This window comes from Petropleomorpha daqingensis (genome assembly GCF_013408985.1).
GTDB classification, from domain to species: domain Bacteria; phylum Actinomycetota; class Actinomycetes; order Mycobacteriales; family Geodermatophilaceae; genus Petropleomorpha; species Petropleomorpha daqingensis.
Genome location: NZ_JACBZT010000001.1, coordinates 2,378,952 through 2,391,171, shown reverse-complemented (window position 1 = coordinate 2,391,171; position 12,220 = coordinate 2,378,952). Strand labels below are relative to the sequence as shown.

Sequence of the window (12,220 nt, the reverse complement as noted above, 5' to 3'; positions counted from 1 at the left end):
TAGTTCGCTGTGACAACCGTCGAACCGCTCGACGTGATGGTGCCCACCCCCTACCGGGACCCTGCGTCGGTTCGACGGGGTCGCCGTGGGACACACTACGGCGGTGCAGTTCGACGTGACGATCGAAATCCCGAAGGGCCAGCGAAACAAGTACGAGCTGGACCACGCAACCGGACGCATCCGGCTGGACCGGATGCTGTTCACCTCCACCCGCTATCCGGCCGACTACGGCTACATCGAGAACACCCTCGGTCAGGACGGCGACCCGCTCGACGCGCTGGTGCTGCTCGAGGAGCCCACGTTCCCGGGCTGCCTGATCACCTGCCGGGCGCTGGGGATGTTCCGGATGACCGACGAGAAGGGCGGCGACGACAAGGTCCTGTGCGTGCCGGCCACCGACCCGCGGATGGCGCACCTGACCGACATCAACGACGTGTCGGAGTTCGACCGGCTGGAGATCCAGCACTTCTTCGAGACCTACAAGGACCTCGAGCCGGGCAAGTCGGTCGAGGGTGCCGAGTGGGTGGACCGGCGCAGCGCCGAGGAGGAGATCAACGCCTCCCTGGAGCGCGCGAAGGCCGAGAACTACCACACCTGACCTGGTCGTCCTCCACTCCGGGGACATGGACGACCGGCTGACCCGACGGCTCGGCCTGGGCGACGCGGTCGTCCTCGGGCTGGGGTCGATGATCGGCGCCGGCGTCTTCGCCGCGTTCGCGCCGGCCGCCCGTGCGGCCGGCGCGGGCCTGCTGCTGGGCCTGGCCGTCGCCGCGGTGGTGGCGTACTGCAACGCCACGTCGTCCGCCCGGCTGGCCGCCCTCTACCCGGAGTCCGGCGGCACGTACGTCTACGGCCGCGAGCGGCTCGGTCCCTTCTCGGGCTACCTCGCCGGCTGGGGGTTCGTCGTCGGCAAGACCGCCAGCTGCGCGGCCATGGCCCTGACCGTCGGCGCCTACCTCGCGCCGTCGCTCGTGCGGCCGATCGCGGTGGCCGCGGTGGTGGCGCTGACCACGCTGAACTGGTTCGGCGTGCACAAGAGCGCACTGGTCACCCGCGTGATCGTGGCCGTCGTCCTGGGCGTGCTGGCCGCCGTCGTCGTCGCCGGCTGGGCCGGTGGCGACCCGCAGGCGGCGCACCTCACGCCGGTGACGGGGCACGGCGTGCTCGGTGTGCTGCAGGCGGCCGGGTTCCTGTTCTTCGCCTTCGCCGGCTACGCGCGGATCGCGACGCTCGGCGAGGAGGTGCGCGAGCCGGCCCGCACCATCCCCCGTGCGATCCCGCTGGCGCTCGGCATCGCGCTGGTCGTGTACGCCGCGCTGGCGGTCACGGTGCTCGCCGTGCTCGGCCCGGACGGTGCCGGCGGCTCCGACGCACCGCTGGTCGCCGTCGTCCAGGCGACCCCGTGGTCCTGGCTGGTGCCGGTGGTCCGCGTCGGGGCGGCGGTGGCCGCGCTGGGCTCGCTGCTCGCGCTGGTGCTCGGGGTGTCGCGGACGACGTTCGCCATGGCCCGCGACCGGCACCTGCCGCACGCCCTGGCCGCGGTGCACCCCCGGTACGGCGTGCCGCACCGCGCCGAGGTGGCGGTCGGGGCCGTCGTGGTCGCCGTCGTGCTGCTCGTGGACGTGCGCGGCGCGATCGGCTTCTCGTCGGTGACGGTGCTGGCGTACTACGCGATCGCCAACGCCTCGGCGCTCACTCTGGACCGCGACCGCGGCACCCGGGTGGTGCCGGCGCTGGGGCTGGTCGGGTGCCTCGTCGTGGCGGTCAGCCTGCCGGCGGCCGCGGTGATCTCGGGCGTCGCCGTCCTGACCGTCGGCGCGCTGTGGTGGGTCGTGCGGCGATCCGTCTCCGGCCGCGGCTAGGCCGGCCGGACGCGGTCCCCCAACCCCACGAGCTCGAGCACGGAGCGGGCCACCGACCCGGCCGGGGCGATGATCGCCAGGCCGTCCCGGCCCACCGCGCACCCGTCGATGAACTGGTGCAGCGCCTGGACCCCGGCGCTGGCCAGCTGGGTGACGCCGGTCAGGTCGACCTCGAGCGGCAGCGCACCGGCCCGCGAGGCGCCGCGCAGGGTCGCGGCGAGGCGCTCGGCCGTGGTGATGTCCACGGCCCCGCTGACGGTCACCCGCACCGGGTCGCCCTCGGTGGTCTCGGTGGAGAAGGGCGGTTCGGCGTCGTCCGGCGGGGCCGGGCGGGCGCTGCCGGAGGCGAGCACGGCGGGGTGGTGCAGCTCGCGTTCCAGCACGGCGACGGTGCCGTCCCCCCGCCGGTCGATGCTGTACCGGTCGGTGTGCGCGCTGATGATGGCCAGCCCGCGACCGCGGTACCCGGGATCGAGGGGCGGGTTCCGCCAGTGCCCCCGGTCGCTGACCGAGCACCGCAGCCGGCCGCTCTCCTCCAGCTCCGCCTCGACCCGGACGGTCCCCCCGCGGTTGCCGTAGCCGTGCTCGATGCTGTTGCTGACCGCCTCGGTCACCGCGAGCTGCAGCGCGGCCACGTCGTCGGCGTCCGCGCCGAGGTCGACCAGCCACCGGCCGAGTTCGGACCGGAGCGCGCGCAGCTCGGCTCCGCTGCCGACCTCGCGGTGCAGCGGTGCGGGTGGGACGGCGCGCAGCTGCGCGGCCAGCACGGTCACGTCGTCGTCGTGCCCGGAGCGCGTGAGGACCTCCACGCACTGCTGGCAGACCCGGTCCACCGCCGACTCCGGGGCGCCCGCCGGGAGCACCCGGTTGGCCAGCGCCGCCGTGGCGAGCCGGCGCAGCTCGGTCAAGCCCTCGGTCGTGCTGCGGCCAGGGCGCTCGACCAGGCCGTCGCTGAACAGCAGCAGGAGCTCGTCCGGGGCCAGCACGTCCTCGGCCACCTCCGGGACCGCCGCCGAGGTGCCGAGCGGGCCGGACCCGGTCGGGGCGAGGTAGCGGCTCGCGTCGGGACCGTCCACCACCAGCGGCGGCGGGTGCCCCATCCTGGAGTAGCGCAGCTCCCCCGTCCCCTGGTCGAGCAGCACGACGCAGACCGTGGCCGCCCTGGCCGCCGGGACGCCGGCCGCGAAGGCGTCGAGCCGGGCGAGCGCGGTGCCGAGGTCGGGGGTGGTGTGCAGCAGTTCCCGCAGCACCGCCCGCAGCTGCCCCATGGCGGCCGAGGCCTCGATGCCGTGCCCGACGACGTCCCCGACCACGAGGGCCAGCCGGCCGTCCGGCAGCCGCAGGGCGTCGAACCAGTCGCCACCGGCGGCGTGGTCGGTCGCGGCGACCAGGTAGTGGGCGGCCAGCGCCGTGCGCGGCAGCACCGGCAGGTGCGACGGGAGCAGGGTCTGCTGCAGGGCCACCACGTCGGCCTGCGCGCGGCGGTAGCGCTGCTCGCTCTCCTCCGCCTCGGCACGGGCCGCCAGGCGCGCCTGCACCATGTCGGTGACCAGGTTCCCGGTGGTGATCACGCCGCGCAGGCTGCCGTCGGGCGCCCGCCACGGCGAGGCGTCGAAGGTGGCGAAGACCTCGACCGGCTCCGTGCCTCCCGGCGGCATCATCTGCACCCGCCACTCGCGTGCCTGGGCCGGTGCGCCCGACTCGTAGACGCCCTCGACCAGCGCGGCGATGCCCTGGTCGACGAATTCGGGGAGAGCCGTGCGCAGCGGCAGCCCGACGAACTCGCGACCGTCGACGATCGCCTTCGCCGCCTCGTTCGCGAACACGCAGCACAGATCTTTGCCCTCGTACACGGCGATGAACGACGGGAACTGCCCCAGGACCTCGGCCATACCGGCCGGGTCGAGTTCACCTGCCGACCAGCCCGCGTCCCCGCTCACGAACCGATCACCAGGACACGGTATTGCGCGCCGTCATCTCTCGCACAACCTGCCGGGAGGTTCCAGACCGTGCCCCGTCGACGTCCGGGCGAGGACGCGTCAGCACCCTGTCGGCGCTGGTCAGATGCGAGCCGCCTGTCGGAATCGAACCGACGACCTTCTCATTACGAGTGAGATGCTCTACCGACTGAGCTAAGGCGGCGGACGTGCTCGAACAGACTACGGCACCGCTCGCGCGGCCCGGCGCAGGGGACGCGGTCAGGCGGCGGGGAGCCGCAGCGCGACGGTGAGCGCCTCCAGCGCGATCTGCGGCTTGACGTTCTGCTCGAGCGCCTCCCGGCAGGCGAGGATCGCGTCGATGCGCCGCAGCGCGCCCTCGGCGCCGAGCCGGCGGGCCAGCTCGGCGGCGTCGGCGCGCCGGTCGGGGTGGTTCAGCGTGCTCGCCTGGTCGCCGGTGGCGGCCAGCACGAGCGCGTCGCGGTAGAACGCGGCGAGGTCGACCAGCGCCCGGTCGAGGGAGTCGCGGCCGATCCGGGTCGCGCGCGACTTCTGCTTCTTCTCCAGCTCCTTGAGCGCGCCGGCGCCGCCCCGGCTCGCCGCGATCCCCGGACCCCGCGCGCCCACGCCGAGGCTGGCCTTCATGGCTTCGGTCTCGGCGCTGTCGAGCGCGGACGTGGCCGCCTCGGTCTCCTCCTTCGCCGAGCCGACCAGTTCCTCGGCGGCGTCCAGGCACGCCGACAGCGACACCAGCGACAGCGGGATGTCGAGCACGGCCTTGCGGGACAGCCGGGCCGCCTCGTCGCGCGCCAGCCGCCGGGCGCGGCCGACGTGCCCCCCGGACGCGGCCGCGGCCCACGCGGCGAGCGCCGGGTCGACGCCGTCGCGGCGCAGCAGGACGTCGGCGACGGCGTCCACCGGAGGGGTGCGCAGGCTGACCAGGCGGCAGCGGGACCGGATGGTCACCATCACGTCGTCCGGGTGCAGGCTCGGGACGCAGAGCATCATCACCGTCCGCGCCGGCGGCTCCTCGATCATCTTGAGGACGGCGTTGGCCGCCTGCTCGGTCATCCGGTCGGCGTCCTCGACCAGCACGATCTGCCAGCGCCCCTGGGACGGCGCACGGCTGGCGCCCACCACCATCTCCCGGGCCTCCTTGGCCCCGATCGACAGGCCGTCCGGGACGATGATCTTCACGTCGGCGTGCGTGCCGGCGAGCGCGGTGTGGCAGGCGTGGCAGTGCCCGCAGCCGCCGTCGGGGCACTGCAGCGCCGCGGCGAACGCGCGCGCGGCGACGCTGCGGCCGGAGCCGGGCGGGCCGGTGAACAGCCAGGCGTGGGTCATCGCGGCCGGATCGGCGACCGCGGCCCGCAGCTCCGCGACGACGGCGGGCTGCCCGATCACCCGTTCCCAGACGCCGGCGGGCGCCTCCACCGCCGTCACGGGTGCAGCTGCGGGGTCGGGCCGGTCTGGGCGTGCGGGTGGTGCGTGGCGTGGCCGTCGACCGACGGCTCGGCCGCCTCGGCCGGGGCCGGCTCGGGGGTGCCGCCGGGCAGCGTCTGCAGCGGCAGGCCGGAGAGCAGTTCGGCGACGCGGGTGCGCACGGCGGCGGCGAGCTCCTCGGGCGCCTGCCGGGCGTCGAGCACCAGGTAGCGGTCGGGTTCGGCTTCGGCGAGCGCGAGGAAGGTCTGCCGGACCCGCTGGTGGAACTCCAGCGACTCCGACTCCAGCCGGTCGGCCGCGGCCCGGCCGCGCGCCCTGGCCAGGCCGACCTCGGGCGGCAGGTCGAGCAGCACGGTCAGGTCGGGCACCAGTCCCTGGGTCGCCCAGCGGGACAGGCCGCGGACGTCGTCCATGGGGATCGTCCGCCCGGCGCCCTGGTAGGCCAGCGAGCTGTCGATGAACCGGTCGGTGATCACCACCTCGCCGGCGTCGAGCGCCGGGCGCAGCACGTCGTGGACGTGCTGGGCGCGGTCGGCGGCGTAGAGCAGCGCCTCCGAGCGCGGGGAGATCCCGGCGTGCGCGCGGTCGAGCACGATCGAGCGGATGCCCGCCCCGGACGGCGTCGCCCCCGGCTCGAACGTCGCCCGCGCGACCAGCCCCTCGGCGGTCAGCCACTCCTGCAGCCGCTTGACCTGCGTGGACTTGCCGGCACCTTCGCCGCCCTCGAACGCGATCAGCACGCCACCGCGGGCCAGCCGACGGCGGGCGGTGGTGTCGCGGCGCAGCGCGGTCACGACGTCGGCGACCAGCGGCACCGGCCGGCCGTCGTCCATCTGCCGATACGCGATGATGCCCACCCCCGCGGCGAGAAGCCCGGCGACGAACAGCATGATCCGGTCGCCGGTCAGCTGGAACGCGAAGGCGCCCAGGTCGATGGTGTGCTTGTTGAACAGCCCTACCCCGAACGGTACGACGGCCAGGCTCAGGATGAGCGCAGCGCGCACCAGCGACTGCACGAGCGCGAACGTGCGGCCGCGGAGGTTGTCGTCGACCTCGGTGCCGAGCAGGGTGAACCCGGCCAGGTAGGCGATGCCGGCGAAGAACCCCATGAAGACGACCAGCAGCAATGCCAGCCACAGCGCGAACGTCCAGGCCAGCAGCAGGACGACGACGCCGGCGCCGACGATCGCCACCCCGAACAGGCGCTCCCGGGACAGGTCGCGGGCGACGCTCGGGCCCAGCGCGATGCCGAGCCCGAGGCCGATGAAGACCGCACCGAACAGCAGCGCGTAGGCCGCGCCACCCCCGCCCAGGGACGCCGCGTAGAACTGCGCGGTGGCGATGACCACCCCGGCGGCGGTGAACGCGCCGGTGATCCCGATGACGAGCCCGCGGACCAGCGGCGTGTGGCCGGCGAAGGCGAAGCCGCTGGTGAGCGAGCCGAGGAAGCTCTCGCCCTTCACCGTGGCGCCCTGAGCGCGCCGGCCGCTGATCGACGGCAGGTTCCAGATGACGATCGCGGCGACCAGGAAGGTGAGCGCGTTGAGGTAGAGCGCGAGGTCGCTGTCGTCGGCCCACGTGGGGAGCTGGACGGCCTCGCCGATGCTCTCGAGCACCGCGAACACGATCGCCGCGGCCACGGGCGTGAGGCCGTAGGTGGTCACCAGCGAGAGCTGGTTGGCCGGCTCCATCTGGTCCTTGCGCAGCATGTTCGGGACGGCGGCGTCCTTGGCCGGGATCCAGAACAGGCTGATCGCCTCGATGAGGAACTGCGCGACGAACAGCCAGACCAGGTTGTCGACCAGCGGGATCGAGACGAAGAACCCGAAGCGCAGGACGTCGGCGACCACCATCGTCTTGCGCCGGTCGAACCGGTCGGCGAACGCCCCGGCCAGCGGGCCGAGCACGATGGCCGGCAGCAGCCGGAACAGCAGCACGGCGCCGAGGGCGAAGTTCTTGCCGGCGAAGCTGTCGACCAGCGAGGTCGCGGTCGCGGTGATCGCCAGCAGCCCCAGCCAGTCGCCGAAGCTCGACAGCGCCATCGACTCCCAGAGCCGGCGGAAGTCGCGCACGCGCAGGACCGCGCGGATCTTCGCGACCAGGCCCACCGCGCCGATCTCGTCCCCCGGGTGCAGCTCCGCGAGCGGGGCCCGGGCGTCCGCGGGCACCGGCGTCCCGCCGGAGGGCAGACCGTCCGCGGGGACGGCGGTCCGCTCGTCCGGCTGCGGAGCCGGCCCGTCGACGGGCGGCTGCGCCGGGAGGGGCGGGTCGGACCTGATCGGGGCTCCCGGGAGTGAGGGGGGCGGGTGGAGCGGCCCCTTGGACAGGCTCACGGTACCGGTCGAGGACGACGGTTCCCTGCACTTCTGGCGAACGGTAGGGGCCCTTGGGCCTCTAGATTCGGGCCGGTGACGGCCTCCTGGGACCCCGCGATCTACCTGCGGTTCGCCGACGAACGCGCCCGGCCCTTCGTCGAGCTGCTCGCCCGGGTGGGCGCCGCGGAGCCGGCCGTCGTGGTGGACCTCGGCTGCGGGGAGGGCGCGCTGACCGCCTCGCTGGCCGGGCGCTGGCCCGGGGCGCGGATCACCGGCGTCGACTCCTCAGCCGAGATGCTCGCCGCCGCAGCCGCCCACGCGGTGCCCGGCCGCGTCCCGTTCGCCGCCGGCGACGTCCGCGACTGGGCGCCGTCCGGGCCGGTGGACGTCCTGGTGAGCAACGCCGTCCTGCACTGGGTGCCGGGCCACGACCGGCTGCTGGCCCGGTGGGCTGCCGCCCTCTCCCCCGGCGGTGAGCTGGCGGTGCAGGTGCCGGGCAACTTCCGCGCGCCGACGCACGCGCTGCTCACCGAGCTGTGCGCTCGTCCCCGCTGGGCCGACCGGGTCGGCGACGTCGCCCCGAAGCCGGACGCCGTCCTGGAGCCGGAGGGCTACTTCGACGTGCTCACCGGCGCCGGTCTGGTCGCCGACGTGTGGGAGACGACCTACCTGCACGTGCTGACCGGCGAGGACCCGGTGCTCGGCTGGGTGCGCAGCACCGTGCTGCGGCCGGTGCTGGCCCGGCTGGGCGAGGACGACGCGGCCGAGCTGACCGCGACCTACGCGGCGGCGCTGCGGGACGCCTATCCGCGCCGGGCGGACGGGACGACGGTGCTGCCGTTCCGCCGCGTGTTCGCGGTGGGCCGTCGGCCGTCGTGAGTCAGGCCGGCACCAGCCGGTGCGCCGCGGTGACGTACGGCAGCTCGAGCCGCGTGCGGCCCCGGGTGTCGGGGTGCGTGGCGAGCAGGTCGCGGATGCGGCCGAGGAACCGGTCGAGTCTGTCGGCGTCCATGATCGCCGCGTAGCTGCGGGTGGCGATGCCGGCGACCACCTGCTCCGGCTCGACCGTCTGCACGATGGTGAACTCGCGGCACTCGTCGGTGGCGCCGAGCACGTGGGCGAACCGCTGCACGACGGTCTGGTCGGCCTCGTGACCGCGCTCCTCGTCGCTGAGCAGCTCGCCCAGCGCCGCGACCCACGGCACGCGCTCGTCGCGGGCGTTCCAGATCAGGCCGAGAACCCCCCCGGGGCGCAGAAGCCGGGCGATCTCCGGGGCCGCGCTGGCGGGGTCGAACCAGTGCGCGGCCTGACCGGCGACGACCGCATCGACCTCGCCGTCGGGCAGCGGGATCTGCTCGGCGGCGCCGACGTGCAGGACGACGTCGGGCAGCCGGGCGGCCAGCTGGGCGAGCATCTCGGCCGACGGGTCGACGGCGACCACCTCGTGCCCGGCGGCGACCAGCCGCTCGGTGAGCAGACCCGTGCCGGCACCGAGGTCGAGCACCCGGCGCGGCGTCTCCCCGAGGAGGAAGCGCACCGCGTCGTCCGGGTAGCTCGGGCGGAGGGCGGCGTACTGCGCGGCGACCGAGCCGAACGAGGTCCGGCGGCTGTCCCAGCTCGCCGGCTCGAGCGACCCGGTGCCGCTCATCAGCCCGCGGAGACCGGGGCTGCGGCCTTCTTGGCCGTCGTCTTCTTCGCGCCTGTCTTGGCCGGCGCCTTCTTGGTGGTCTTCTTGGCGGCCTTCTTCTTGGTCGCCGGGCCACGGGCGCGCCGGTCGGCGAGCAGCTCGGCCGCCCGCTCGAGGGTGATCGCCTCGACGTCGTCGCCCTTGCGCAGGCTGGCGTTCGTCTCGCCGTCGGTGACGTACGGGCCGAACCGGCCCTCGCGGACGGTGATCTGGCCCTGGGTGACCGGGTCGGCGCCGAGCTCCTTGAGCGGGGTGGCCGCCGCCCGCCGGCCGCGCTGCTTGGGCTGGGCGAAGATCGCCAGCGCCTCGTCCAGCGTGGTCGTGAACAGCGCGCCCTCGCTGGGCAGCGACCGGGAGTCGGTGCCCTTCTTCAGGTACGGCCCGTAGCGGCCGTTGAGCGCCTGGATCTCCTCGCCGTCGGGCGCGGTGCCCACCGTGCGCGGCAGGGTGAGCAGCTGGAGGGCGTCGTCGAGGGTCACCGTCTCCGGCGACATCGAGGAGAACAGGCTCGCCGTCCGCGGGCTGTCCTTGCTGCCCTCGGGCACGACGGTGGTGACGTACGGCCCGTACCGGCCGGCCTTGACCACGACCGGGTGGCCCGACTCGGGGTCGGTGCCCAGCTCGCGGTCGCCGGACGGCGCGGCCAGCAGCTCGGCCACCTTCTCGGAGGTGAGCTCGTCGGGCGGCAGGTCGTCGGGGATGCTGATCCGCGCGCCCTCCTCGCCGCCGGCCTGCAGGTAGGGCCCGTAGCGGCCGACGCGGACGACGACGGGCTCGCCGAGCGGACCGGTGGCGCGCAGCGGGATGGAGTTGACGCCGCGGGCGTCGATCTCCTCCAGCCGCTGGCCGATGACCTGCTTGAGGCCACCGGAGGCGGCGATCCCGCCGGCGTGCCGGCCCTCGCCGCCGAAGTAGAACTCGGTCAGCCAGTCGACCCGGCCGAGGCTGCCGCTGGCGATCTCGTCGAGCTCGTCCTCCAGCAGGGCGGTGAACTCGTAGTCGACCAGGTCGGCGAAGTGCTGCTCGAGCAGGTTCACGACCGCGAACGCCACGAAGGACGGCACGAGCGCCGGGCCCTTCTTCCAGACGTAGCCGCGGTCCTGGATGGTCTGCATGATCGACGCGTAGGTCGACGGGCGGCCGATGCCCAGCTCCTCGAGCCGCGCGACCAGGCTGGGCTCGGTGTAGCGGGCCGGCGGCGTGGTCGTGTGCCCCTTCGCCTCGAGCTCGCGGGTGTCCAGCTGCTCGCCGCGCTCGACGCGGGGCAGCCGGCGCTCGGCGTCGTCGGTGCCGGGCTCGTCGTCGCCGTTGCTCGTGGCGCTCTCGTCGCGGGACTCGACGTAGGCGCGCAGGAAGCCCGGGAAGGTGATCGTGCGGCCGCTGGCGGTGAACTCCACCGACTCGTCGGTGCTGCTGCGTCCGGCCAGCCGGATGCTGACCGTCTGGCCGACGGCGTCGGCCATCTGCGAGGCGACGGTGCGCTGCCAGATCAGCTCGTAGAGCCGGAACTCGTCGCGGGCGAGCTGGGAGGCCAGCTGGCCCGGCGTGCGGAAGTGGTCACCGGCGGGGCGGATCGCCTCGTGCGCCTCCTGGGCGCCCTTGGCCTTCTTCGCGTAGCGGCGGGCCTCGGCCGGGACGTAGGCGTCGCCGTAGAGCTCGCGGGCCTGCTGCCGGGCGGCGTTGATCGCCTCGTTCGACAGGTTGGTCGAGTCGGTCCGCATGTAGGTGATGTGGCCGTTCTCGTACAGCCGCTGGGCCACCCGCATGGTCTGCGCCGAGGACCAGCTGAGCTTTCGGCCGGCCTCCATCTGCAGTGTCGAGGTGGTGAACGGGGCGTAGGGCCGGCGCCGGTACGGCCGCTCGTCGACCCGGCTGACCGTGACCTGGCGGCCCTCCAGCCGTGCGGCCAGGCCGCGCGCACCGGCCTCGTCCAGGTGGACGACGTCGCCGGTCACCCGGCCGGTGGCCGGGTCGAAGTCACGGCCGGTGGCGACCCGGCTGTCATCGACGCTGACCAGGCGGGCGCGGATGGTGGTCGGCTCGCCGTCGTCGGCGGCGGCCCGCCGGCCGGTGACGGCGAAGGTGCCCTCCAGCGACCAGTAGTCGGCGGCGTGGAAGTTCATCCTCTCGCGCTCGCGCTCGACCACGATGCGGGTCGCCACGGACTGCACACGGCCGGCCGAGAGCTTCGGCAGGACCTTCTTCCACAGCACCGGGGAGACCTCGTAGCCGTAGAGCCGGTCGAGGATCCGGCGGGTCTCCTGCGCGTCGACCAGCGCGGTGTCCAGCTCGCGGGGGTTGGCCACGGCACGGGCGATGGCCTCGGGGGTGATCTCGTGGAAGACCATCCGGCGGACCGGGACCCGCGGCTTGAGCGTGTCGACCAGGTGCCACGCGATGGCCTCGCCCTCGCGGTCCTCGTCTGTCGCGAGGTAGACCTCGCTGGCGTCCTTGACCAGCTGCTTGAGCCGGCTCACCTGCTGCTTGCGGTCGGGGCTGACCACGTAGAGGGGCTCGAAGGCGTTGTCGACGTCCACGCCGAGCCGCGCCCACGAGGCGCCCTTGTGCTCGGCCGGCACGTCGGCGGCGTTGCGGGGCAGATCGCGGATGTGCCCGACGCTGGCCTCGACGACGTAGCCGTTGCCCAGGTAGCCGGCGATCTTGCCGGCCTTGGTCGGGGACTCCACGATGACCAGCGGCTTGCCCCCGGACATGGCGGAGCGCCGCCGGGCGGGCGTGCTCGTCCCGGTGGCGGTCCCGTTCGGGGACTGGCTGCCGTTCTTCGCGGTCCTGCTGGGCACGGTGCTCCTGTCGGTGGTGCGGGGGTGCGGGCGTCGGACGCGACTGCGGTGCGCCCCTCGGCGGGCCACGGTAAGCCACGGCCCGGACGGAACGCCGGGTGGCGACCCGTCGCGGGCGTGCCGTCACCCCCACAAACGCCAGAGGGAGCCGGCTGTTCCCACATCGGACGACGAG

At 74.4% G+C, this 12,220-nt stretch carries 8 protein-coding genes and 1 tRNA gene; 3 read left to right on the top strand and 6 right to left on the bottom strand.

Annotated features, from left to right (window positions below; translation table 11 throughout):
- The first annotated feature begins 103 nt into the window (after positions 1–103).
- A complete protein-coding gene (locus GGQ55_RS11820; RefSeq protein WP_179716915.1) occupies positions 104–598 on the top strand; it encodes an inorganic diphosphatase in 495 nt (164 codons plus the stop codon).
- A gap of 25 nt (positions 599–623) precedes the next feature.
- Positions 624–1,862: an APC family permease gene (locus tag GGQ55_RS11815; protein ID WP_179716913.1), complete on the top strand. Its 1,239-nt coding sequence runs from the start codon at positions 624–626 to the stop codon at positions 1,860–1,862.
- On the opposite strand, the gene GGQ55_RS11810 is transcribed toward GGQ55_RS11815, so the two are convergent.
- From GGQ55_RS11810 to tmk, 4 genes are all read right to left on the bottom strand, one after another.
- Entirely contained in the window at positions 1,859–3,802 is a 1,944-nt protein-coding gene (locus tag GGQ55_RS11810; RefSeq protein WP_179716912.1) for a SpoIIE family protein phosphatase, read from the bottom strand. The genes GGQ55_RS11815 and GGQ55_RS11810 overlap by 4 nt on opposite strands.
- 129 nt (positions 3,803–3,931) lie before the next feature.
- A tRNA-Thr gene (locus tag GGQ55_RS11805) sits at positions 3,932–4,004 on the bottom strand.
- A gap of 56 nt (positions 4,005–4,060) precedes the next feature.
- Positions 4,061–5,242, bottom strand: coding sequence for a DNA polymerase III subunit delta' (locus tag GGQ55_RS11800; RefSeq protein WP_366489117.1), 1,182 nt, complete (start codon positions 5,240–5,242; stop codon positions 4,061–4,063).
- Entirely contained in the window at positions 5,239–7,410 is a 2,172-nt protein-coding gene (tmk, locus tag GGQ55_RS11795; protein ID WP_366489115.1) for a dTMP kinase, read from the bottom strand. Before tmk ends, GGQ55_RS11800 begins: the two co-directional genes overlap by 4 nt.
- 240 nt (positions 7,411–7,650) lie before the next feature.
- On the opposite strand from tmk, the gene GGQ55_RS11790 reads away from it, so the two are divergent.
- On the top strand, positions 7,651–8,436 hold the full coding sequence (locus GGQ55_RS11790; protein ID WP_179716910.1) for a trans-aconitate 2-methyltransferase: 786 nt from the start codon (positions 7,651–7,653) through the stop codon (positions 8,434–8,436).
- A 1-nt stretch (position 8,437) separates the two neighbouring features.
- Here GGQ55_RS11790 and GGQ55_RS11785 read toward each other — a convergent pair whose 3' ends face one another.
- Both GGQ55_RS11785 and topA read right to left on the bottom strand, forming a co-directional pair.
- Positions 8,438–9,205, bottom strand: coding sequence for a class I SAM-dependent methyltransferase (locus tag GGQ55_RS11785; RefSeq protein WP_179716908.1), 768 nt, complete (start codon positions 9,203–9,205; stop codon positions 8,438–8,440).
- Positions 9,205–12,045, bottom strand: a complete 2,841-nt coding sequence (topA, locus tag GGQ55_RS11780; protein ID WP_366489113.1) for a type I DNA topoisomerase — start codon at positions 12,043–12,045, stop codon at positions 9,205–9,207. The genes GGQ55_RS11785 and topA overlap by 1 nt, the downstream gene beginning before the upstream one ends.
- Between the last annotated feature and the right edge of the window lie 175 nt (positions 12,046–12,220).